At 68.1% G+C, this 23,426-nt stretch carries 21 protein-coding genes; 8 read left to right on the top strand and 13 right to left on the bottom strand.

The features are described 5' to 3' along the window. Nucleotides 1–57 precede the first annotated feature (57 nt). Both G3M57_RS24055 and G3M57_RS24060 read left to right on the top strand, forming a co-directional pair. The gene (locus G3M57_RS24055) at nt 58–546 is read left to right on the top strand and encodes a PaaI family thioesterase (RefSeq protein ID WP_156402248.1); all 489 of its coding nucleotides are present in this window, start codon (nt 58–60) and stop codon (nt 544–546) included. Further along, nucleotides 543–962 (top strand): PaaI family thioesterase, encoded by a 420-nt coding sequence (locus G3M57_RS24060; protein ID WP_056757514.1) that lies wholly within the window; start codon nt 543–545, stop codon nt 960–962. Before G3M57_RS24055 ends, G3M57_RS24060 begins: the two co-directional genes overlap by 4 nt. 345 nt (nt 963–1,307) lie before the next feature. Here G3M57_RS24060 and G3M57_RS24065 read toward each other — a convergent pair whose 3' ends face one another. Beyond that, entirely contained in the window at nt 1,308–2,225 is a 918-nt protein-coding gene (locus G3M57_RS24065) for a histone deacetylase family protein (RefSeq protein WP_163233330.1), read from the bottom strand. A gap of 79 nt (nt 2,226–2,304) precedes the next feature. Between G3M57_RS24065 and G3M57_RS24070 the strand changes: the two genes are divergently transcribed. Continuing rightward, the gene (locus G3M57_RS24070) at nt 2,305–3,159 is read left to right on the top strand and encodes an acyl-CoA thioesterase (protein ID WP_163233331.1); all 855 of its coding nucleotides are present in this window, start codon (nt 2,305–2,307) and stop codon (nt 3,157–3,159) included. Between the two features lie 19 nt (nt 3,160–3,178). Here the strand turns inward: G3M57_RS24070 and G3M57_RS24075 are convergent, their stop codons facing one another. The 10 genes from G3M57_RS24075 to G3M57_RS24120 all read right to left on the bottom strand — a co-directional run bounded on the left by G3M57_RS24075 (nt 3,179) and on the right by G3M57_RS24120 (nt 13,367). Further along, on the bottom strand, nt 3,179–3,733 hold the full coding sequence (locus tag G3M57_RS24075) for an NUDIX hydrolase (protein ID WP_230983756.1): 555 nt from the start codon (nt 3,731–3,733) through the stop codon (nt 3,179–3,181). A 42-nt stretch (nt 3,734–3,775) separates the two neighbouring features. Beyond that, the gene (gene rimM, locus G3M57_RS24080; protein WP_056757527.1) at nt 3,776–4,333 is read right to left on the bottom strand and encodes a ribosome maturation factor RimM; all 558 of its coding nucleotides are present in this window, start codon (nt 4,331–4,333) and stop codon (nt 3,776–3,778) included. A 75-nt stretch (nt 4,334–4,408) separates the two neighbouring features. Next, nucleotides 4,409–4,927 carry a 30S ribosomal protein S16 gene (gene rpsP, locus G3M57_RS24085; protein ID WP_056757530.1) on the bottom strand — a complete coding sequence of 173 codons (519 nt, stop codon included), beginning with the start codon at nt 4,925–4,927 and terminating at the stop codon, nt 4,409–4,411. A 24-nt stretch (nt 4,928–4,951) separates the two neighbouring features. Next, on the bottom strand, nt 4,952–6,475 hold the full coding sequence (ffh, locus tag G3M57_RS24090; RefSeq protein WP_056757532.1) for a signal recognition particle protein: 1,524 nt from the start codon (nt 6,473–6,475) through the stop codon (nt 4,952–4,954). Between the two features lie 182 nt (nt 6,476–6,657). Further along, a complete protein-coding gene (locus G3M57_RS24095; protein WP_163233332.1) occupies nt 6,658–8,028 on the bottom strand; it encodes a hypothetical protein in 1,371 nt (456 codons plus the stop codon). A 49-nt stretch (nt 8,029–8,077) separates the two neighbouring features. Further along, nucleotides 8,078–8,470, bottom strand: coding sequence for a VOC family protein (locus G3M57_RS24100; protein ID WP_163233333.1), 393 nt, complete (start codon nt 8,468–8,470; stop codon nt 8,078–8,080). A 79-nt stretch (nt 8,471–8,549) separates the two neighbouring features. Then, complete coding sequence (locus G3M57_RS24105; protein ID WP_163233334.1) at nt 8,550–10,685, bottom strand: M10 family metallopeptidase C-terminal domain-containing protein; 2,136 nt, start codon at nt 10,683–10,685, stop codon at nt 8,550–8,552. A gap of 54 nt (nt 10,686–10,739) precedes the next feature. After that, nucleotides 10,740–11,246, bottom strand: coding sequence for a hypothetical protein (locus G3M57_RS24110; protein ID WP_163233335.1), 507 nt, complete (start codon nt 11,244–11,246; stop codon nt 10,740–10,742). 158 nt (nt 11,247–11,404) lie between these two features. Continuing rightward, nucleotides 11,405–12,400, bottom strand: a complete 996-nt coding sequence (locus G3M57_RS24115) for a TraB/GumN family protein (protein WP_163233336.1) — start codon at nt 12,398–12,400, stop codon at nt 11,405–11,407. Nucleotides 12,401–12,437: 37 nt separating this feature from the next. Beyond that, nucleotides 12,438–13,367: a hydrogen peroxide-inducible genes activator gene (locus G3M57_RS24120; protein WP_163233337.1), complete on the bottom strand. Its 930-nt coding sequence runs from the start codon at nt 13,365–13,367 to the stop codon at nt 12,438–12,440. A gap of 181 nt (nt 13,368–13,548) precedes the next feature. Here G3M57_RS24120 and ahpC point away from each other — a divergent pair, with 181 nt between their 5' ends. The 4 genes from ahpC (at nt 13,549) to G3M57_RS24140 (ending at nt 19,403) form a co-directional block, all read left to right on the top strand. Continuing rightward, nucleotides 13,549–14,112 (top strand): alkyl hydroperoxide reductase subunit C, encoded by a 564-nt coding sequence (gene ahpC / locus G3M57_RS24125; RefSeq protein WP_163233338.1) that lies wholly within the window; start codon nt 13,549–13,551, stop codon nt 14,110–14,112. Between the two features lie 166 nt (nt 14,113–14,278). Beyond that, nucleotides 14,279–15,865: an alkyl hydroperoxide reductase subunit F gene (gene ahpF, locus G3M57_RS24130; protein WP_163233339.1), complete on the top strand. Its 1,587-nt coding sequence runs from the start codon at nt 14,279–14,281 to the stop codon at nt 15,863–15,865. A gap of 267 nt (nt 15,866–16,132) precedes the next feature. After that, nucleotides 16,133–17,521: an intermediate filament-like cell shape determinant CreS gene (locus G3M57_RS24135; RefSeq protein WP_163233340.1), complete on the top strand. Its 1,389-nt coding sequence runs from the start codon at nt 16,133–16,135 to the stop codon at nt 17,519–17,521. 217 nt (nt 17,522–17,738) lie between these two features. Beyond that, nucleotides 17,739–19,403, top strand: coding sequence for a hypothetical protein (locus G3M57_RS24140; RefSeq protein WP_163233341.1), 1,665 nt, complete (start codon nt 17,739–17,741; stop codon nt 19,401–19,403). A 7-nt stretch (nt 19,404–19,410) separates the two neighbouring features. Here the strand turns inward: G3M57_RS24140 and G3M57_RS24145 are convergent, their stop codons facing one another. Together G3M57_RS24145 and G3M57_RS24150 are read right to left on the bottom strand one after the other, a co-directional pair. Beyond that, nucleotides 19,411–19,953: an SRPBCC family protein gene (locus tag G3M57_RS24145; RefSeq protein ID WP_056757563.1), complete on the bottom strand. Its 543-nt coding sequence runs from the start codon at nt 19,951–19,953 to the stop codon at nt 19,411–19,413. A 206-nt stretch (nt 19,954–20,159) separates the two neighbouring features. Then, nucleotides 20,160–21,011 carry a glutamate racemase gene (locus G3M57_RS24150; protein ID WP_056757564.1) on the bottom strand — a complete coding sequence of 284 codons (852 nt, stop codon included), beginning with the start codon at nt 21,009–21,011 and terminating at the stop codon, nt 20,160–20,162. A gap of 229 nt (nt 21,012–21,240) precedes the next feature. Here G3M57_RS24150 and G3M57_RS24155 point away from each other — a divergent pair, with 229 nt between their 5' ends. Further along, nucleotides 21,241–23,376, top strand: a complete 2,136-nt coding sequence (locus G3M57_RS24155) for a M3 family metallopeptidase (protein WP_208789639.1) — start codon at nt 21,241–21,243, stop codon at nt 23,374–23,376. The last annotated feature ends 50 nt before the right edge of the window (nt 23,377–23,426 follow it).

Here is a 23,426-nt window from a genome sequence, read left to right on the forward strand (position 1 = left end):
ATATGGGAACGCGCGCGGCTATAAACCTATCCGCAGGAGCCTTGAATGAACAAAGATCTGAGCGCGGGCGAACAGCATCGGCTGATCGCCAACACCATGAACGAGGGCAGCCCCCAGGCCCGGGCCCTGGGATTCCAGACCCTGGAGATCGGCGAGGCCGTAGCCATCCTCAAGGTCCCCTACCGGCCCGAAATCGTCGGCGACCCGGAGACCGGGGTAATCGCTGGCGGGGTCGTCACCACCTTGCTCGACCACGCCAGCGGCCAGGCCGTGCACGCGGCGATGACCGAATGGACCTCGATCGCCACCCTCGACCTGCGCATCGACTACATGCGGCCAGCGCAGCCGGGCCGCGACGTCCTGGCGCGCGCCCATTGCTACAAGCTGACGCGCTCCGTGGCCTTCGTGCGGGCCGTCGCCTACGAGGACGATCCCGACGACCCGGTAGCCGCCGCCCAGGCCGCCTTCATGCTGGATTCCAGCGCCGGCAAGAAGCCGGGGGCCAACCTCAAGCCGCCACGATCCAAGACGGAGGGCGCGGCATGAGCGACGCCGACAGCCGACTGAGCGCCGTCTTGGGCTCGATCCCCTACGCCCGGTTCATCGGCATGCGCGCTGAGCTGGCCGGCGACGAGATGACCGCCATCCTGCCGTTCTCCGACCGCATCATCGGTAATCCGATGCTGCCGGCTATTCACGGCGGAGTGCTGGGCGCGTTCATGGAGATGACCGCCCTGGCCCAGCTTTCGGTGGCCGAGCCGCTGAAACGCCAGCCGCGCACCATCGACATCTCGATCGAGTACCTGCGCTCGGGCCGTCCGCTGACCACCTTCGCCCGCGCCAGGATCAACAAGGTCGGCCGCCGGATCGCCAATGTCCATGTCGAGGCCTGGCAGGAGCAGCGCGCCGCCCCGATCGCGGCCTTGCGCGGCCATTTCCTGCTGACCTCCGCGGAAGACTGATCCGAACGGAGAACGCCGGTCCCGAAGGTAAAAGTTTCCACTGTAACGGTTTCATTAGACAGCATTAAACCTCTGTAATGCCGATTATCGCCGTCAACGTTTCTTAAAAACGCTTCATGAAGCAAAGGTAACGGGCGTTCACCATCCCGCGGGCCTATACCCCTGATCACCGGACGCGGACGGCGCGCCGGACCAACAGGGAACCAAGACAATGACCTTCTCGAACAACGCCTTCTCGGGTTTCGCCAGCATCGTTCTGGCCATGCTGCCCCTCGTCGTGATCGCCGGTTCGCTCGTCACGAGCTTCTGAGTGATCGCCGCGTAGCTCCACCGGGATTGCGACCCTCAGGCGCTCAGCGCCGCGCGGGCCGCCCGGTGGAGAAGGGCGTGACGATGCGCCAATCGATCGATGTCGGCGTCGTATCCGCCGCCGATCACCCCCGCCACGGGGATCCTCCTTTCCAGACACGAGCCCAGGACGAACGCCTCGCGCCGCGCGAGCCCCTCGTCGCTCAGGCCTAGACGCCCCAGCTTGTCGTCCGCGTGCGGATCGACCCCGGCGTTGAAGAACACCAGGTCCGGCGCCACGTGCGCCAGCAGGTCCGGCACGACCTCCATCAACTTCTGCAAATAGGCCTCGTCGCTCGTGCCGTCCGGCAGGTCGATGTCCAGATCGCTGACCGCCTTGCGGGCCGGGAAGTTCTTCTCGGCGTGCATCGAGAAGGTGAAGACGCTGGGATCGCCTTCGAAGATCCGGGCCGTGCCGTCGCCTTGATGGACGTCCAGGTCGACGACCAGAACCTGACCGACCTTTCCTTCCGCCAGCAGCCGGCGGGCCGCCACCGCGACGTCATTGAACACACAGAAGCCCGCTCCGGTGTCGGCCTGGGCGTGATGGCTGCCGCCGGCGGTGTTGCAGGCGATCCCGTGGGCCAGGGCCAGGCGCGCCGCCGCCAGGGTGCCCCCCACGGCCGCCTGGGCGCGCCTGGCCACGGACTCGGTGTTCGGCAGCCCGACCCGTCGCGCCACGTCGGCCGGCAGGGTCAGATCGATCACCCCGCGCACATAGGCCTCGTCATGGACCATCAGCAGGCTGTCCAGATCGATCGGGTCGGGTCGGACGAACCCCGCCGGTCCGGCGACGCCTTCGGCTTCCAGCACGGCGGCCAGCCGCGCGAACTTGTCCATCGGAAAGCGGTGGCCGGCCGGCATCTCGGCGCGGAAGGCGGGGTGGTGGACGATGGGCGGAAACGACGTGGCCATGACGCAACGATGGGAAAGGCGCCGCCCTGACGCAAGGTCACGTCTTGCCCCGCCCGCCCGGCGCGCCTAACCAACCGCCATGCGCACGCCCGAGAACCTCGCCGAGATCCTGACCCTCGAAGCCATCGAGGTGAACCTGTTCCGCGGCGTCAGCCGCAATGACGGCTTTCCCCGCATCTTTGGCGGCCTGGTCATCGCCCAGGCCTTGACCGCGGCCTACAAGACCGTGCCCGACCGGATCTGCCACTCGCTGCACGCCTATTTCATCCGGCCCGGCGACGTGGACGCCCCGGTGCTCTACGAGGTCGAGCGAGCCCGCGACGGCGGCACCTTCACCACGCGCCGGGTGGCGGCCATCCAGCACGGCGAGCAGATCTTCAACCTGGCCTGCTCGTTCCAGACCCCGGAAGACGGCCTGGAGCACCAGATGGGCATGCCCGACGCGCCCGACCCGGAAAGCCTGCCCACAGACGCCGAGTACCTGCGCTCGCTGGGCGAGGAGGCGCCTCCCCGCTTCGTGAAGATGGCCGAACACCCCCGGCCGGTGGACCTGCGCTGGGTCGATCCGCAACATCCGACCCGGCCGACGCCCAAGCCGTCGACCAAGCAGGTGTGGATGCGAGCCCGCGCCCCCATCGGCGATGACATCCGCCTTCAGCAGTGCGCCCTGGCCTACGCCTCGGACATGGCCTTCATGGAAAGCGCCCTGCGCCCGCACGGCCTGATCTGGACGACGCCCGGCCTCCAGGCCGCCAGCCTGGACCACGCCATGTGGTTCCACCATCCCTTCGACTTCAACGACTGGATCCTGTTCGCGCAAGACAGCCCGTCAGCCTCGCAGGGTCGCGGCCTGGTGCGGGGCCAGATGTTCAGCCGCGACTGCAAGCTGGTGGCCTCCGTGGCCCAGGAGTGCTTGATGCGGGTGCGCAAGTAGCGCCGCGCGGCCAGCCCTCTCAGGCTGCGGACCCGCCGGCCGTCATCGTCACCACGCCAGCGTGGGCCAGGCCGCGCAGCAGCGAGCCGACGTGCATGCCGACGTCCAGTTCTCCGGCCAGGGCCATCCGCAGGGCTTCAGCGGCAGGCACCCAGAACGGTTCGATGCGTTCGGTGGGATCGTTCTTGGGCGCGGCGACCCGCACGACGTTGCGCGCCAGGACGATATGGGCCCGATTGGCGTGGGTGGAGGCGTTGGGCCGGGCGTCGCCCACCCACACCATGTCACCCGCGCAGCCGGTTTCCTCCAGCAGCTCGCGGGCCGCCGCCGTGCACGGATCGGCGTCCGACGGGTCCATGCCGCCGGCGGGCAGCTCGATGGAAAAATCGGCGATGCCATGCCGATACTGCCGCACCAGCAGCAGGTTGTCGTCGGCGTCCAGAGCGACGATCTCGACCCAGTCAGGGTACTCCAGGACGTAGTAGGGAGCGACGGAGACGCCGTCCTCGGTGACGCAATCGTCCGCGCGCACCGCGATCCAACGGTCCTTGTGGACATAGCGCGAGCCGGTCACGCGCCACTTTCCCCCTTGGGCCAACTCGTCCGCCATTTTGCCCTAGACCTCGTCCCCGTCTTCCAGCGGACCTTCGGGCTCCCCGACCATCGCCGGCGGATCGGCCAGGACCAGGCCCTCGGCGATCTTGACCTCGGGCACGGCCGCGCGGGTGAACGGCAGGTACCAGGTCTGGCCGCCCAGGGCCGGGGTGATCTCCAGCAGGTCGTCCGCGCCGAAGTTCTGGACGCTCTTGATCCTGCCGATCAGGTCGTTGGTGACCGCGTGGCGCACGGTCAGGCCGATCAGGTCGGCTAGGTAGAATTCGTCTTCCTCGGGCTCGGGCAGGGCCGAGCGCGGGACGTGGAGGCGCAGGCCACGCAAGGCGTCGGCCGCTTCCTTGGTGTCGATCCCGGCGCAGCGGGCGACGACGCCGTCCTTGGCCACCCGGGCGCTGCTCAGGGTCAGGGCGGGCGAGCCGTCCTGCCGCATCAGCACCTTGAACTTGGTCAGGGTCAGCGGGTCTTCGGTATAGGCCGCGATCCGCACCTCGCCACGCACGCCGAACGCGCCGGCGACGCGGCCGACCAGGATCAGGGTCTGCGAGGGAGACTGGGTCATGGGCGTGACTTGCGGAGCGCGCAAAAGAAAACGCCGCCGCCGAACGGATGTCCGGCGGCGGCGCTTCCGAAGGCCTTAGCCTTCGGTGGTTTCTTCCGAAGCCGGAGCTTCTTCAGCGGCGGCTTCGGCGGCCGGAGCCTCTTCGGCGACGACTTCCGGTTCCGGAGCCGGAGCAGCGGCGGCTTCGGCGGCCGCCGCGGCGGCGGCTTCAGCAGCGGCCTTGGCGTCTTCCTTGGCCTGGGCTTCGGCGGCGGCGCGCTCTTCGTCGCGCTGGGCGCGTTCGGCCAGGCGCTCTTGCGCCTTCTTGCCCGGAGCGCCCTTCTGCGGGTTGTTGCCGTGGGCCCAGGTGGTCAGGCCTTGAGCGGCCAGGAAGCGAGCGACGCGGTCGGTCGGCTGGGCGCCCTTCTTGAGCCACTCCTGGATGGACTCGACCTTCAGGGTCACGCGCGCGGCGTCGTCCTTCTTGAGCAGCGGGTTGTAGGTGCCGACCTTCTCGATGAAGCGGCCGTCGCGGGGCGAATGGCTGTCGGCGACGACGATCGAGTAGTAGGGGCGCTTCTTGGCGCCGCCACGGGCGAGACGGATCTTCAGCATAGTCTTAGTCCTTGGTCTAAAGTTCTATTTCTTGAACGGGTTGAAGCCGGGCAGGCCCAGGCCGGAGAGAGGGTTGGGCTTGTCGCCGCCGCCCCCGAGACCCGGCATGCCGGGCAGCCCCGGAAGGCCTTGGCCTCCCGCTGCATTGGGATCGGGCTGGGCCAGCTTGCCCCCGCCCATGGATTTCAGTCGGCTCATGTCGCCGCCGCCCATCATCTGGGCCATGCGGGCCATGCCCTTGCCACCGTCCTTGCTCATGGCCTTGAACATGTCGGCCATCTGGCGGTGCTGCTTGAGCAGGCGGTTGACCTCGGCCACGTCGACCCCGGCGCCGGCCGCGATGCGGCGCTTGCGCGAGGCCGCCAGGACGTCGGGCTTCTTGCGCTCCAGCTTGGTCATCGAGCTGATGATCGCCTGCTGGCGGCGGAAGATGCTGTCGTCGATGCCGCTCTCGGCGATCTGCTTCTTGACCTTCTGAACGCCCGGCAGCAGGCCCATGATGCCCTGCATGCCGCCCATCTTCTGCATCTGCGACAGCTGGGCCGACAGATCGTTCAGGTCGAACTGGCCCTTGGCCAGCTTCTTGGCCATGCGCTCGGCTTCGGCCACGTCCAGGTCCTGGGCGGCCTTCTCGACCAGGGCGACCACGTCGCCTTGCCCGAGGATCCGGCCGGCCACCCGGCGGGCGTCGAACACGTCCAGGGCGTCGATCTTCTCGCCGGCCCCGAGGAACTTGATCGGCAGGCCGGTGACGTGGCGCATCGACAGCGCCGCACCGCCCCGACCGTCGCCGTCGGCGCGGGTCAGGATCAGGCCGGTCAGCGGCAGGCGCTCGTGGAAGGCTTTCGCCGTGCGCACGGCGTCCTGGCCGGTCAGGCTGTCGGCGACCAGAATGGTTTCGGACGGCGTGGCGATGCGGGCGATTTCCGCCGCCTCGCTCATCATCGCCTCGTCCAGGGTCGTGCGGCCGGCGGTGTCGAGGATCAGGACGTCATAGCCGCCCAGCTTGGCGGCCAGCATGGCGCGCTTGGCGATATCGGCGGCGCTCTGGCCGGCGACGATCGGCAGGCTCTCGACCTCGACCTGCTTGGCCAGCATGGCCAGCTGTTCCATGGCGGCTGGGCGGCGGGTGTCGAGCGAGGCGACCAGCACCTTCTTGCGCTCGATCTTGTTCAGCCGCAGGGCCAGCTTGCCGGTGGTGGTGGTCTTGCCCGAGCCCTGCAGGCCGGCCATCAGGATCACCGACGGCGGGTTCAGGGCCAGGTTCAGGCCGGTGGGGACCTCGCCGCCCAGCATGTCGACCAGGCCGTCATAGACGATCTTGACCACCTGGTCGGCCGGCTTGACCGAACGGATGACCGCCTCGCCCGAGGCGGCTTCCTTGGCCTTGCTGATGAAGTCCTTGACCACTGGCAGGGCGACGTCGGCTTCCAGCAGGGCGACGCGGACCTCGCGCAGCGCCTCGTCGACGTCCTTCTCGGACAGCACGCCGCGACCACCGAGGCGGTCGAAGACCCCTGAAAGTCGCTCTGTAAGGCCGTCGAACATGCGGAACCCACACCAAACCAAAAGACCAAACGCGATCAGCCCCCATGGACGATCACGTCGATGGGGGTCCTCGCCGTCCTCGTCCGGATGGATCCTGCGCTAGCAGGCCGGGGTCGTGACGGTGGAGGCGCTGCTGATGAAGCGCCGGAAGCGCGCGCTTATGCACGAAAGGGGGCGGGGAGTCAAAACGCCGGATAGGCCCGCGACAGCCGCCAGGCTGTTTCGGGCGGCAGGCGGCGTCCGTAGCGCTCGATCGCCGCCGAAACGTCGGATCGGGCGAGCAGGGCGTTCCAGCGTCGGCGGTAGTCTTCGTCAGCCTTGCCGAGGGGCGGATGTATCGGCGGCAGGTTGATGGCTTGAAGCATTTCGTTGCGGCGCCCAGGACCGCCCAACGCCTGGATCAGCAGGGCCGCCGTTCGGTCTTCGGGGTCATTGCAGGTTAAGCTGACGCGCCAGTCGATGGGGTCAAGCCGAGCCGCATGGTCGCCTTTCAGGCAGGCTTGCAGCGCCCGCAGCGGCCAGAGGGTTACGTCATCATCTCGGGAATAGCCGACATATTCGGTCTTGTCCCGCCTCTGCGCCACGTTCCACCAGTCCAGCAGTCGGTTGGCCTCGTCCGGGCGATCCGAGCGGATCAGGCCTTCGATCACCCCAGTCAGGCCTGGGACGAAAAGCATGTCGCCCGACTTGCCGGCCTCGCCGACCGCTTCGGCATCGAGAATCTCGCGCGCCTCGTCGATACGGCCGTCCTCAAGGAGCCGCCGCACGAGCCAGGCTCGCTGACCATCACCGCCAGTCCCGGTTTTGCCGAACGCCAGTCCGAAAGGCTGGGTGTCTTCGACATCGGCTCGCATGAACCGGCGCGCGGCGGAGAGCACTGCCGCCTCGTCGCTTTCACGGCTCAAGTTGGCCAGCTCCCGTGTCCAGCTTTCGCCCAAAGGTGGCGCTGGCGATTTGAGCGGCCGGTCGATGGCGCCGGTCAATTGGAGCGGTCCCAGCCAGGCGGGGGCGAAGCGACGGTCCGTTTGGATCGAGAGGGCCTCCCGCCGATCGATTTGCGTCAGGCGGTCCAGGCCCTCGATCTCGTGACCCGCCGCGAACGTCGCCATGACGCCGATCTCGGCGGATCCGAGCGTCCGATCTGGAAAAGGGTCAAGACCGGTCATGGCCTTGGCGGCGCGGGCGGCGGATGCTCCGGCGCCTGGAATGTCCGTTAGTCGTTCGATCAGGTAATAGAACGCGAAGCGCATCTGCACTTCGGTTCCCGACAACGGGGCCAGAGACGCCTGCACGATCAGGCGGTCTGTTAGATCGAATCGTCCGTCTCGAGCGGCGCAAATCGCGGTCGCCACCGCCAGGCGCGCGCCGTGAAATCTGTCCAGGCGGTCGGACAGCGCCAGGTCCGCCATGGCCGGATAGCCCGTGCAGTCGCCGGCGTTGGCGACCTTGATGAAGACCTCAGCCTGAGCGCCATCGTTCGTCTGGGCCACGGCTTGCGTGGCCAGGCAACAGGCGATCAGGCCGCCGACGAGAGAAAGGATTGATGCGCGCATAGGCTCCCCGAAGTCCGGGATAGCTTAGTCGAAAGAAGCAACCAAGGGTCTAGCCCCGCAGCTCCAGCCCATTGCCTTCCGGGTCCGACAGGTAGAGCGACACCGCTTCGCCGGTCGAGCCGTAGCGTTCGCCGACGTCGCCGATCGCCACGCCGTGGGCTTCTAGATGGGCTCGGACCGTGTCGACGTCGAAGTCGATCACGCGCAGGCAGAGGTGGTCCATGTTGTGGCCGTCCGCGCCCGGCGCCGCGCCGCCCATCCGGCCCAGGCGGCCGGCGACGTCGACCAGGTCGATCAGCTGGGCGCCGGCCCGCAGCTGGACCAAGCCGATGGCGTCCTGGCGCCGCTCGACCGCGCAGCCCAGGACGTCGACATAGAACCGCTCCATCGTGGCGGGGTCGCGGGCGCGGATCACCACGTGGTCGATGCCGAGCAGGCGCATGGCGAAGGTCTCCGACGACTATCACGCCGAGGTATTCACGGTCGGCCGGCCCGGCAAGGCCGGCCGACGCGTGTTCGCTTCAGAGCAGCCAACCGCTGGTCGACAGGCTGCTTCCCGACACCAGCACCGCGAAGTCGGAATTGGCGTCGCCGTCTAGGTCGCCCCAAATGACCGAGGCCTGGCTGAACAGCCCGCTCAAGCCGAACGCGCCCAGATCTACGCCGCCCAGAGCGCCGACCGCCGAGAAGATGCTGGCGTAGGTGCTGACCATGATCTGGCCCAAGCCGCTGGCGCTGAGATGCGAGACCAGCGAGAAGGCCTGGTCGCCGTCCAGTGCGCTGTCGCCATCCAGGGCGCTGAAGTCGAACAGATCGCCGCGGCCGTAGTCGCTGACGAAGTCGATCGACCGCCCCCCGGTCCCGAACGAGGCGCTGTCGAAGACGAAGATGTCGGCGCCGCCGCCGCCGACCAGGATGTCGAAGTCGGCCCCGCCGTTCAGCCGGTCGGCGCCTGACCCGCCCAGCAGGATGTCCTTGCCGCCGGCCCCGAACAGGCTGTCGGCGCCGCCTTCGCCGCTCAGCAGGTTGAAGGCGTCGTTGCCCTCGATCACGTTGGCCGCACCGTTGCCCGTGCCCAGGGCGGCGTCGCCGGTCAGCCGCAGGTTTTCCAGGTTGGTCGAGAGGCTGTAGCTGATCGAGCTCCAGACGGTGTCGGTTCCGCCGCCGGCCAGTTCGGTCACCGTGTCGCGCCAGGTGTCGACGACATAGCGGTCGTCGCCGGCTCCACCGGTCATCCGGTCGACGCCCGTCCCGCCGTCCAGCACGTCATTGCCCAATCCGCCGATCAGGACGTCGGCGCCGTCGCGGCCTTCCAGCGTGTCATTGCCGGCGTTGCCGGTCAGGGTGTTGGCGGCGGCGTTGCCGATCAGCCGGTCCGAGCCGCTGCCGCCGACGCCGTTCTCGATCGTGGCTCCATAGGCGATGCCGACATTGTCGGTCAGCCGGCCGACCACCGGGTTGGAAGCCAACAGGGCCATGTTGGACGTGTAGGTCGCCAGTGACACGGGAGCGTAGCCCGCCGCCGCTCGGTCGGCGTTGACCTGCTCGAACGATGGCGCGGTGTCGTAGGTCACCCCGCCGATGCTGCTGAGCGAGCCGGGGGTCAAATCGATGACCTGATCAGTGGCGTAGCCCGAGGCGTCCAGGGTGTCGATCCCGCCGGCGTCCCAGATGGCCATGACCGGCGCCGGGGTCTTGGTGAAGTCGTAGGAATCACGCCCGGCGTTGCTGTTGAAGCCGTAGGTCGTGTCGCCCGTGCGGGTGGTCATGTCGGCGCCGTAGATCGCCTGGATGGCGGCGATGTCGTGCACCAGCGGGGTCGAGGCGTAGACCGTGGTCGAGAGGTTGAAGTCGAAGTGCCGCGCCCCCGTCTCGGCGGCCGCGAAATAGGACATGATGCTGTAGGCTCGGCTGTCCTGGTAATACTCGGCGTCGGCCGCATAGGTGATGCTGACGCCGGGGGCGGCGTTGTAGTCGCCCGGATGCTCCAGTCCCAGGGCGTGGCCGCTTTCGTGGGTCAGGGTGTGGATGCCGTAGAGCCCCTCGTCCAGCTGGAAATTGCTGGGCTGGTTGGCGCTGACCCAGACGTCGCCGGCGATCAGATCGGCGTTGTCGGGCGTATAGTCGTGCGGCAGGTAGGCGTAGGCCTGGGTGCCGGGACGGTTGGTGTAGTTCGCGAAGGTGATGTCGGCCTGTTCGGGCGCGGTTTCCACCAGGGTGGGGGCGATCAGGTCGTCCCAGCTGGCCATGGCCTCGCGGGCGGCCGCCTTCTGATCCTCGGTGAACGGAGCGAAGCCGAAATATTCGGGCCGGCCGAACAGTTGGCCGTCTTCTTCATAGACGTAAGGTTCGGCGAACATGCTTTCGGCGGTGTGGAAGCCAAAGTTCAGCACACTGGCGTCGCCGTCGCGGGGTACGGCGTGCTCGACGTCGCCCGGCGTCCAGCCGGCGCCGCCGCGATTGAGCTGCTCGATCACCTGCTCGATGGTGAACACCGGCTTGTCGCGGATCGTACCGCCCTGGCCGTCCACCGAGGCGTTGACCGGCTCGACCGAAACGTCCAGCGCCGGCGCCACCGCGTCGGTCGCCCCCTGGAACACCGGGAAGTCGATGTCCCTGTGGAGATCCTGGTCCAGGCTTTCGTCGTGGAGGCGCATCGGCTTTTCCGTGGCTGGTGTGGAGGTCGTTCGGTGGCGGTCAGGCCGCGCGGGTCAGGGCGCCGGCCGTGATCGCCACGGCAGGGTCTCAGCGAGCGCGGCGTTCACGGCCGCATCGAATTGGGAGCTGGGATCGGCGCCAAAGGCGGGCGGCGCCGTGGCGCGGGGCGCCGCGCCGAACAGCTCGGACGGCGCGGCCGTGGCGCGGAAGACGCGGAGACTGAAGACCAGCAGCGATCCGCCGCGGCTTCCAAGGGATTGAGGCCCCTCGGACTGGATGTTGGCGTGGAACAGCAGGACGGCGGTGTCGGCGGCGATCAGGCCGGGGTCGCCCGGCGCGAGCAGAACGACCGGGATCGGCGCCTTGTCGGCGGCCAGGGCCCGGACCCGGTCGCAGAGCGCGGCCTGGAGTCGGCGGCGATCCGGCGCCCGGTCAGGATCGACCAGGCACTGCACGCCCAGGCGCCGGGCGCCGTCCCAGGCCAGGGCCGGGGTCGAAGCCGTGGCGACGCCGCCGCAGATCATGACCCCGATTGGGGACAGGGCGCAGGCCCATGCCATGAACTGTCGAATTGGCGACATAGATTTCCCGCAAGCCGATCCGTCTTGAGCGTCTTCGGCCCTCTGACCTTCGCGGGGAAACTGCCGTTATGCAAGTCCAAGGTGTATTGTAAAGCTTACATATTTCAAGGCGTGCTCAAGCTTGCGACGGCGCGACCTCAATCGGCCGGCGAGGTGATGGTCGCGCCCGAAGCCTTCAGGCGATCAAGCACGCCGTTGGACGGCAGCAGGAAGGCCAGGTCGACGACTGCGATGGTCACACCGGGCCGGTTCAGCGCCTCGTTCAAGGCGTCGGCCGACTGGCCGATCTGCTGCGCCAGCAGGGCCGGACCGCCAGGCGCGCGCATCACGCAGCGCTGGGCGGCCGAGCTGGAATAGCGGGCCCGTACGCTGGCCAGGTCGCCGTTCGCCCAGTCGGTCCCCATGTCGGTGGGGTGGGCGCCGTCATATTCCAGTTCGGTCAGGGCGTCGCGCAGGCAGGCCAGGTTGGCCTCGTCCGACAGCTTTCCGGCGCTGGCTAGGATGGGACCCAGGCGATACTGGCTCATCGCCTTGACCTTGACGCCCTTGGTCTTGGCCATGCGCTCGATCGTGCTGACCGGCTTGGCCTCGGACAGGCCCGCCGCCTGGCGGAAGTCCGACAGCAGGATGAAGCCGGCCACGGCGGGCTTCCAGTCCTTGTAAGGGACGGCCGTGCGGCCGGCCCGTTCGCGGGCGCTGACGAACCGGGCTTTCAGGTCGGCCGGGAGACGTTCCTCCAGGTTCTTGCTGAAGGGGCGGTAGCGCACCCCGCCTCCGCCGGTCAGGAAGAACTTGGTGACCTGCAAGGGCCCGACCGACGCTTCCGGCGGGATCAGGACCAGGCTGGCCTGGTCCATGGCGCGGTTCAGCCGCGGGCTGTCCCACTTCAGCTGATGAGGCAGGGGCGGGGCCGAGCCGATCACATAGAGTTTGGCGCCGCCCTTCTCGACCAGCCAGAGGGCGGGGCCGGGCGGCCGGGCGACCACCTGCAACGCCTCGACCACCGCGCTGCCGGGGTCCTGGGGGAACAGCTCGACGGTCTGAGGCGGCGGAGGGGTTTGGGCCGAAACCGGGACGATCAGAACTGTCAACGCGAGCGCCGGGCCGATCAGCGCCGATAGGGGTCGAACCATGGCCGTCTCCTGAAGCCTCACCCGGAGAATAGGGGCTCTAGTGCCGTGGCGAAAGCGCGGCGGGCGGCAGGTCGCGCAAGGTCTGAGCCAGCAGCCGCCCCTCGGCGCCCCGGCTGGAACCGGCCCGCCAGGCGACGACGATTTCGCGGCTGGACTGGTCGGAATCCAGCGGCCGGATGGTGACCTGCGCATTATGGGCCAGGCCGGCCGCCACCGCCATCGACGGCAGGAACGACACGCCCAGGCCGGAACCGATCATCTGCACCAAGGTGGGCAGGGAGGTGGCTGCGAAGCTTTCCTCGTCGCCAAAGCCGGCGCCGCGCGGCGGCTCCAGCCCGCAGGCGGCCAGGGCGTGGTCGCGCAGGCAGTGACCGTCCTCAAGCAGGATCATGTCGTCGCCGCGCAGGCTTTCCGGATCGACCCGGTCAAAGGCGGCCATGCGGTGGTTGGCCGGGGCGGCGGCCAAGAGCTCGTCGTCCTCGACATGGGCCCAGTCCAGGCCGGTCATATCGTAAGGCAGAGCGATCAGCGCCGCGTCCAGTCCGCCGGATTTCAGCGAGGCGATCAGCCGATGGGTCAGGTCCTCGCGCAGATAGAGCTTCAGCTTCGGAAACTGGTCGCGCAAGGCCGGCAGGGCGCGGGGCAACAGGTAGGGGGCGACGGTCGGGATCACCCCCAGGCGGAACCGGCCGGCCAGGGGCTGGCCCGCCCCGCGCGCGGCCTGCACCAGGTCCTCCGCCTGGGCCAGGATCGCCTCGGCGCGGCGCACGGCTTCCTGGCCGGCGGCGGTCAGGATCACGCCGGACCGGGCGCGGTCGACCACTGGGGAGCCGAGGATCTTTTCCAGCTCCTGGATGCCGGCCGACAAGGTCGGTTGGGTGACGTGGCAGGCCTCGGCCGCTCGGCTGAACGAGCCATGCTCCGAAAGAAGCTTCAGATATTGCAGTTGGCGCAGGGTAGGAAGCATGCCGTGAAGATAGGCGCGATCTATCGGAAATCAAAAGACAATCGACGATATCTCTGCCGCACCCGCGAACGTCGAAGGGCGACGACATAGAGACACCCTATCGTCGAGAATGAAACAATCGATTAGCCCTATCAGATTCCCTTGCGTAGAAGGGCCTTCGCAATTCCTGCAGGAGAACTTCATGTCCTTGATCAACACCCAGATCAAACCCTTCACCGCCCAGGCCTACAAGGGCGGCAAGTTCGTCGAAGTCAGCGACGCCGACCTGAAGGGCAAGTGGTCCGTCGTGTTCTTCTATCCGGCCGACTTCACCTTCGTCTGCCCGACGGAGTTGGAAGACCTGGCCGACAACTACGCCACGTTCCAGCGCCTGGGCGTCGAGATCTACGCCGTGTCGACCGACACCCACTTCTCGCACAAGGCCTGGCACGACACCTCGCCGGCCATCGGCAAGATCCAGTACACCATGGTCGGCGACCCGTCGGGCCAGATCACCAACAACTTCGGCGTCATGCGCGAAGGCGTGGGCCTGGCCGACCGCGGCACCTTCCTGATCGATCCGGAAGGCGTGATCCAGTTCACCGAAGTGACCGCCGAAGGCATCGGCCGCAACGCCATCGAGCTGCTGCGCAAGGTCAAGGCCGCCCAGTACGTCGCGTCCCACCCGGGCGAAGTCTGCCCGGCCAAGTGGGAAGAGGGTGAAAAGACCCTCGCCCCGTCGCTCGACCTGGTCGGCAAGATCTAAGCCCGCCAACGACTTGCCGCGGCCCCAGGGTCGCGGCTGGCCTCGCCGCTGGTTCCGTCAGTCCCTTGATGGGTCTGGGAACCGGCGGCTTCGCCCCCTCATTCCAGACATTCCACAAGATCCGGCGCCGCGTCCCTCCCCGCGCGCCTGAAAGTCGGAGCCCGCCATGTTGGACGATGGTCTGAAGACCCAGCTGAAAGCCTATCTGCAGAACCTGCGCCAGCCGATCGAGCTGGTCGCCTCGCTGGGCGAGGGCCAGGGCTCCAAGGACATGCGCACGCTGCTCGAGGATGTGGCCGGAACCTCCGACAAGGTCAGCCTGAACCTGGCCGGCGACGACGCCCGCAGGCCGTCCTTCGCCATCACCCGCGCCGACGGCAGCGCCGATGTCCGCTTCGCCGGCCTGCCCCTGGGTCACGAGTTCACCTCGCTGGTGCTGGCCCTGCTGCACGTCGGCGGCCACCCGCCGAAATTCGACGCCGAGGTGCTGGACCAGGTCCGCGCCCTGGAAGGCGAATTCCGCTTCGAGACCTATTTCTCGCAGAGCTGCCAGAACTGCCCGGACGTGGTCCAGGCCCTCAACACCATGGCGGCCCTAAACCCCAACATCACCCACGTGGCCATCGACGGCGCCCTGTTCCAGGCCGAGGTCGAGGAGCGCCAGGTCATGGCCGTGCCGACCATCCTGCTGAACGGCCAGCCGTTCGGCCAGGGCCGCATGAGCCTGGAGCAGATCCTGGCCAAGCTGGACACCGGCGCGGTGGCTCGCGAAGCCGAGAAGCTCAAGACCAAGGACGCCTTCGACGTCCTGGTGGTCGGCGGCGGGCCGGCTGGGGCCGCGGCGGCGATCTACGCCGCCCGCAAGGGCATCCGCACCGGCGTGGCCGCCGAGCGCTTCGGCGGCCAGGTGCTGGACACCATGGCCATCGAGAACTTCATCTCGGTGTCGCACACCGAAGGCCCCAAGCTGGCCTCGGCGCTGGAGCAGCACGTCAAGGACTATGACGTCGACATCATGAATCTGCAGAAGGCGGTCGGCCTGGTCCCCGCCAAGACCCCAGGCGGCCTGATCGAGGTCAAGCTCGAGAACGGCGCCAGCCTGAAGTCGCGCAGCGTGATCCTGGCCACCGGCGCCCGCTGGCGGAACATCAACGTGCCCGGCGAGGCCGAGTACAAGAACAAGGGCGTGGCCTATTGCCCCCATTGCGATGGCCCGCTGTTCAAGGGCAAGCGCGTGGCGGTGATCGGCGGCGGCAACAGCGGCGTCGAGGCGGCCATCGACCTGGCCGGCATCGTCGCCCACGTGACCCTGATCGAGTTCGACAGCCAGTTGCGCGCCGACGCGGTGCTGCAGCGCAAGCTGGCCAGCCTGCCGAACGTGCGCATCGTCACCTCGGCCCTGACCACCGAGGTGCTTGGCGACGGAAGCAAGGTCACCGGCCTGACCTACAAGGACCGCAACCACGACCAGGTGCACACGGTCGACCTGGAAGGCGTGTTCGTGCAGATCGGCCTGGTGCCCAACACCGAGTGGCTGAAGGACAGCGTGGCCCTCACCCAGCGCGGCGAGATCGAGGTCGACCATCGCGGCGAGACCTCGCTGCCCGGCGTGTTCGCCGCCGGCGACGCGACGACCACGCCCTACAAGCAGATCATCATCGCCATGGGCGAAGGCTCGAAGGCGGCTCTGTCAGCCTTCGACTACATGATCCGCCTGGAGCCGGCCGTTCCCGCCGAGCAAGAGGCCGCCTGACGCGTCTCCCCGACGAGCGAAGCGTCTCGATCGGACCTCCACGAAGCCGCCGCGACCGCCTCGGGGCCGTCGCGGCGGCTTTCTTGCGGCGGCTTGGCGTCTTGGGAGATGTGACGATGCGCCTCTCGCCGCACGCGCGATCTTCACCTCGACAGCAATCTTGAGCGCGGGCTATCCTGTTAACGAATGGGCAAATGATTCTGCGCGGCTGAGGGGCCGAATCGGCGCGATGGGCGTCGAGCCGCGGATCGTTAGAGGGTGGGCAAGATGAGGCTGCTGTCGAAGGGCGATCGCAACACCAAGGGCGGCGTCAAGCCCGTGATGCTGGCCGCCGAGAACGATCGTCCCGAAACCGACGGCGGCATCGACCGTCTGGTCGAGGCCACCCAGGCCATCGGCGTCCGCTACGAGACCATCCATGGCGGACTGGACAGCATCAGCCGCGTTGTCGAGCACCTGCGGGCCATCGAGCCGCTGCTCTCCGAGATCCGCGGCCCGGTCGCCGAGGAGTTCGAGGCCCGCCGGGCCGAGCACGCCGAACTGATCGCCCTGCGCGCCGCCCACGACCAGGCCGCCCGGCAGCTGGCCGCCGCCCAGGCCGAGGAGCGCGAGCTTTCGGCTAGCCTGGCGACGGCTGACGCCGCCCTGACCGAATCCGAAGCCCGCCGGCAGTCCCTCGACGTCGCGCTCGAAGACAGCGCGCTGGAGATCGACCGCCTGCGCAACGGCCTGCAGCAGTCCGAACTCAAGGTCGGCGGCCTGGAGGCGGCGCTGCGCGACGCCACCGCCCGCGCCGAACACCTGGCCCAGGATGTCGAGACCCTGCGGATCCAGACCCAGGACATCGACGCCCGCCGCGGCGAGTCCGAAGCCGCCCTGGCCGCCGCCAAGCAGCAGTCGGCCCTGCAGGCCGAAGAGCTGGGCACGGTGAAGAAGCGCCTGGAGCAGGCTGGCGCCGACGTCGCCCGCCTGTCGCGCATCGAGACCGAGCTGGAAGCCCAGGTCGCCGCCGAGCGCGCCCGCGTGCTGGCGACCGAGAACGCCCTGACCACCGTCCAGGCCGACACCGCCCGCACGATCCGCGGCCTGGAAGCCCAGGTGGAAGCCGGCCGCGCCGAGGCCCTGGCCCTGCAGACCCGGCTGGAGACCGCCACAGGCCGCGCCGACAAACTGGAAGAGATGAACGGCCAGATCTCGGCCCGCCTCAACGAAAGCAGTGCGCAGCAGCAGGCCGTCGAGCGCCGGGCCGGCGACCTCAACGTCGCTCTGGAACGCGCTCTGGAACGGGTCCGCAACCTCGAGGACGAGGTCGAGGACCTGCGCGGCCGCCACGCCGGCGTCGACACCGCCCGGGCCGCCGCGATCGAGCGCGCCGACCAGCTGGCCAAGACGGTCGTGGCCCACGAAAAGGCGCTCAAGCGCGGCGAGGAACGCGCCGCCCAGCTGCGCACCCGCTTCGAGGCCCTGCAGGCCTCCGAAGACGAGACCCGCCGCGCCCACGACGACAAGATCGCCGAGCTCCAGGCCGAGATCGAGCGTATCCGCTCGGAAGCCGCCCTGGCCGAGGGCGCCCTGGAATCGGCCCGCCGCGACCGCTCGCGCCTGCAGATGGCCCTGTTGGGCGCCACCAGCGACGACATGCAGGCCACCGGCTAGCCCTCAGACCTTCAGATCGGCCGGCCGATCGAGGCGATCCACTACCCTTCAAACCCCGGGCCTCGCGCCCGGGGTTTTTGCTTGGACCAAGCGCACGAACTCTACCTAAAAGATCATATATTGACGTTTCGTCCATAGAGTGATCACCCTTGCGGCAGGGCTTGGATGATCGACGCGGGCGACGCCGCGACTCCTGGCCGGCAGGGCGGAGGGCGCGATGAAGATCTCGAAACCAGGACGGAAGATCGGCTGGCGGGCGCTGACCGCGGCCCTGGTGTGCTTGGCGGGCGGCGGCGGACTGTTCGCCGCCCAGGCGATCGACGCCGCCGCGCCAGCCAAGCCGGCCTATCTAGCCGCCTTCCCAAACTTCGCCCCCAGACTGACGCCGCAGATGCCGGGCGACGTCGACATCGCCCTGAAGACCCAGCTGGAGAAGGCCCAGAAGTTCTCCGAGGTGCAGCGCGAGTTCGATCTCTATTCCTGGCAGATGTTCCTGGCCCTGAACTGGCCGACCAATAGCCAGGGCCAGGCCGCGCCCAAGCTGACCGACACCCGCTTCGGGCCGCCGCACTGGACGCTGTGGCATAATTCCAGCGCGATCTTCCAGATCGACGGCGCCCAACCCGCCGCCTGCGGCGTGACGCCCAAGGCCCGGACCCTGGTCCTGTTCCGGGGCGACCTGGCCAAGCCGGTCAGCAAGGGGCTGGCGCCATTCTCGACCCAGGCCGTCGCCAATGCCGATCCCCGCTCCACCCGCTTCCTGGGCGTGCTGTCGGCGGTAGGCGAGCTGAACGCGGCCAATCTCGGCGACGACATCGACCAAGCCTTCTCCGGCCCGATGCTCGATCAGAACGGCGAGTTCGTCTATTACGAGATCATGATCGACCCCAACGAGGTCGGCTATCTCTGTGACAACAGCCTCTACAACATCAATGGCCAGGTGGCCTTCACCAAGGCCGGCGGCAAGGTGGCCATGCCGATCGGCACGCCCGACCAGGACTGGAGCGGGTCGTTCGAGCTGAAGTTCGCCTGGCGGATCCTCAAGCCGGGCAAGGACGACTTCAGCCGCTTCCACACCAGCCCGGCGGTGGTCATGGATCCGGGGCCCGATGGCAAGCCGCTGGAGCGCAAGGTGACGGTCGGCCTGGTGGGCATGCACATCGGCCACAAGACCAAGACCTCGCCACAGTGGATATGGTCCACCTTCGAGCAGGTCGACAACCTGGACGTCGACGCGGTGGCTCACCCCAAGCTGAGCCCGTCGTTCGTCGATCCGAACTGCCCGATGTGCGCCGTCAACCAGCTGCCGCAGAAGGTCAAGGGCGTCTATCCGCGCATCCCGACCCAGGCCTGGCGCGGCGTTCCGATCCCCGGCGACAAGGTCGCCCTGAACCGCCAGGCCCAGGCGGCGCTGAAGGCCCAGGGCTCGGTCTGGCAGTACTACCAGCTGATCGACACCCAGTGGCCGACCGACCCGACGGCGCCGCCCGCGCCGTGGAACGGCGGCCTGCCAAACGCGATCGGCAACAAGCCGGGCGGGAATCCCACGCCGGTGTTTCTGACCAACATCACCATGGAAACCTACTTCCAGAAGGGCAACCAGGTCGCCTGCAAGGGCGAGGAGTTGCCCGGCGACCAGGACTGCCCCGCCTCGGGCCCCGCCCAGCCGCCGGTCTGGAACTCGGCGCTCAACAGCCTGGGCAAGCCTGTGACGCCGGGGATCAACACACTGACCTTCCAGACCGAAAGCTGCATGGGCTGTCACTCGTCGGCGGGGGTCTGGACGGCCTATGACCCCAAGAGCGGCAAGGGCAAGCAATCGGGCCAGCTGACGGCCGACTTCTCCTGGTTGCTCAGCCAGAAGGCCAGTTACGAGAAGTAGGCGGCGGCTACGGGGCCTTACCCGTCTCGACATAGACCTTCAGACGGTCGAACTGCTCGCCCAGAACCTGGTCGACGACCGGCGCGATCTTGTCGAGCCCGCCGGTCATGTAGCCGCCGACGTCATAAGTCTGGGTCAGGGTGGTCTTGCCGTCCTTCTCGGCCAGGGTCCAACCCAGGTGGCCGGTCGCGCCGGACATCTGCAGTGGTCCCAGGGCGCCCGACAGCCGCAGGCCCTGGCCGGGCTGGGCGTAGACCACAGTCATGTGCATCACCGAGCCGCCGTTCGGCAGCTTCTCGCAAAAGCAGCCGCCCGCCATCGGGGCCAGGGACAGGCTGGCCGCCGAGCCGGACCAGGTGTGGTCCTTGTTCCACCATTGCGACGGCTGGGAGAGCGCCGCATAGACCTTGTCGGCGGGCGCGCTCAGCACCGCCGTGCGCTTGACCTGGAAGCCGTTGGGCTGGGCGTCGACGACCTCAGCCCTGACTTCGGGCGCGAGCGCGGCGGTGGCCAGGGCCAGCGCGGCGGCGGTGATCAGCAGGTGTTTCATGAGGTGGGCCCTCCCGTTTGGAGGACCGTCGGTGGATACCTCCGCACCGTCAAGGTCCTCTCCCTGTGGGGGAGGTGTCGGCGTAGCCGACGGAGGGGGAGTGCTCCGCAGGTAGCCCCAGCTGGGATCATCGACCTTAAAACTCCCCCCACCGATCGCTACGCGATCGCCTGCCCGCAGGGGAGGGTCTGTTCGGTCCAAGATTTCTAAGCCGCCTCGAATCGCAGCGGGCCGCCCCAGAAGCTCTCGACCAGCCCGTTCTGCGGGCCGGGCGCGCCCGTGGTCAGGAACTGGCGCGTGCCGCCGGTCCCGGGGTCGAGCTCCGGATGGCGTTGCAGATAGAGCTCCAGCGCGTCGGCGGTCGCGGCCGGCTGGTGGATGACGGGCGTGCCTGCCGGCAGGGCGGCGCGGAAGATGTCGGCGATGATCTCGTAGTGGGTGCAGCCCAGCACGGCCCGGTCGGGATAGCGGCCGATGCGGGTCTTCAGCGCCTGGACATAGCCCTCGACGGCCTTGGCCAGATCCACGGCGCCGGCGTCGGCCTCGATCATCGGCACCAGGTCCGGGCAGGCCTGCGAGAACACCGCGATGTCCTGCTTGCGCTTGTCGATCTCGATCTCGTAGACGCGCGAATTGGTCGTGCCCTGGGTCGAGAACACGCCCAGCACGTCCAGCTGTTCGACCTTGTCGCCGCGCCGCTCGGCCTCGTGCTCCCAGGGCAGGCCGGTGGCCGCCTCGATGGTCGGGACGATGATGCCCAACACGTTTATGGGGCGGCCGAGCTGCTTGCGATAACCAGGCAACCAGGTCTGCTGCAGGCGGCGCAGGGCGATGGCCGAGGCGGTGTTGCAGGCCAGGACCACCAGGCTGGCGCCGGCGTCGAACAGGCGCTCGCAGCCGGCCCGGGTCAGGGCGACGACCTCCTCGCCCGGCCGGCCGCCGTAGGGGGCGTTGGCCTGGTCGGCGAGATAGACGAAGTCCGCCTGGGGCAGACGGTTCACGAGGGCGCGGTGGACCGTGAGGCCGCCCACGCCGGAGTCGAAGACGCCGATGGACATGGGTTTGGCTTACCGCGCTCTTGCCGAACCGTCCACGCGCCGCCCTTGAGATTTTCGCGCAGGTTAGGTGCAGCAGCCGGATTTTGCGCAAGAACGCGCCTGCCGAATCCGGCTCACGCGGGAATTCTGTCGCAGAATTCACGATTGGCGGGACGAATTGCGCACAAAAGCGCTTACTTCCCAGCCGCGCGGCGCTCTAGGGTCCAGGTTCGTTCCCTTGGAGACCGCCGTGAAGCGCCGTTCCTTCCTCGCCGCCGCCAGCGCGGCCGCCCTGACGCCCATGATCACCAAAGCCGCCACGCCCGCCGCCCCACCGTCCAACCCCCTGCTGGCTCCATGGACCGGCCCGCACGGCGGCCTGCCGCCACTGGACAAGGTCAGGCCCGAACTGTTCGCCTCGGCCTTCGAGGCGGCGATGGCGCAGCAGCGGCAGGAGATCTTCGCCCTGACCGCCAAGCGCATGGCGCCGACCTTCGAGGGGATCATGGCGGCTTTCCAGGACTCCGGACGGACCTTGAACCGGGTCAGCGCGCTGTTTGGGGTGTTCACCTCGACCATGAACGACGCGCAGATGCAGAAGGTCGAGGCCGAGACCACGCCGAAGCTGGCGGCGTTCGGGGACGAAATCATCCAGAACGAGCAGCTATTTTCCCGCATCAAGGCGGTCTACGACGCTCGCGAGACCTCGAACCTCACGCCCGAGCAGAAGCGCCTGACCTGGGTGGTCTACAACAGCTTCGCCCGTCAGGGCGCGGCGCTGGACGCGACGAAGAAAGCCCGGCTCGGCCAGATCAACCAGGCCCTGGCCAGCCTCTACACCAAGTTCAGCCAGAATGAGCTGGCCGACGAGGAAGGCTACACCCTGGAACTGGCCGAGGGCGACCTGGCCGGCCTGCCGGACTCAGTGAAGGCCGGGGCGGCGGCCGCCGCCGAGGAGAAGGGCCTCAAAGGCAAGTGGCTGATCACCAACACCCGCTCGTCGATGGAGCCGTTCCTGGTCTATTCCGATCGCCGCGACCTGCGCGAGAAGGGCTGGCGGATGTGGGTGTCGCGCGGCGACAACAACGACATCCACGACAACAAGGCGGTGATCACCGACATCCTGAAGCTGCGGGCCGAGAAGGCCCAGCTGCTGGGCTTCGAAACCTACGCCCACTGGATCACCGACGACCAGATGGCCAAGACCCCCGACGCGGCCATGGACCTGATGATGCAGGTCTGGAAGCCCGCCGTGGCCCGCGTCCACGAGGAGGTGGCCGACATGCAGAAGGTCGCCGACGCCGAAGGCGCGACCTTCAAGATCGCGCCCTGGGACTATCGCCACTACGCCGAGAAGGTGCGCAAGGCGCGCTATGACCTCGACCAGAACGTGGTCAAGCCCTACCTGCAATTGGAGAAACTGCGCGAGGCCATCCACTGGGCGGCCGGCCAGCTGTACGGCTTCACCTTCACCCAGATCACCGACGTGCCGGTCTGCCATCCGGACGTGCGGGTCTGGGAGGTGACCAAGGGCGCTCAGCGTGTCGGCCTGTGGTACTTCGACCCCTATGCCCGGGCCGGCAAGCAGTCGGGGGCCTGGATGAGCGAGTACCGCACCCAGGAGAAGTTCAAGGGCGTGATCACGCCGATCGTCTCCAACAACTGCAACTTCGTGAAGGGCAAGCCCGGCGAGCCGGTGCTGATCTCGTGGGACGACGCCACGACCATGTTCCACGAGTTCGGTCACGCTCTGCACGGTCTGAACTCGGACGTGACCTATCCGACTTTGGCCGGCACCAACGTGGCCCGCGACTTCGTCGAGTTCCCCAGCCAGCTGAACGAACACTGGCTGCCGACCAAGCCGGTGCTCAGCCAGTTCGCCGTCCACTACCAGACCGGCAAGCCGATCCCTGACGAGCTGGTGGCCAAGATCGAGAAGGCCAAGACCTTCAACCAGGGCTTCTCGACGGTCGAGTACCTGGCCTCGGCGATCTACGACATGAAGATCCACCTGGCCGCCAAGGGCCAGGCCATCGATCCGGCTGAATTCGAAAAGACGGCCCTGACCGAGATCGGCCTGCCGTCCGAGATCGTCATGCGCCACCGACCTACCCAGTTCGGCCACATCTTCTCCGGAGACGGCTATTCGGCTGGCTACTACAACTACATCTGGGCCGACACCCTGACCGCCGACGCCGCTGAGACCTTCGAGGAGGCGCCGGGCGGCTTCTACGACAAGGGCGTGGCCAAGCGCCTGCACGACGACATCATGAGCGTGGGCAATACGATCGACGCGGGCGAGGCCTTCCGCCGGTTCCGCGGCCGCGACGTCAAGATCGGCGCCCTGATGCGCAACCGCGGCTTCCCGGTCCCGCCGGGCGCCTAGGCGGCGCAACGATTGGGGACAGGCGCAGGCGCCTGTCCCCAGCCGCGATA

The sequence above is a fragment of the Caulobacter rhizosphaerae genome, assembly GCF_010977555.1.
GTDB lineage: Bacteria > Pseudomonadota > Alphaproteobacteria > Caulobacterales > Caulobacteraceae > Caulobacter > Caulobacter rhizosphaerae.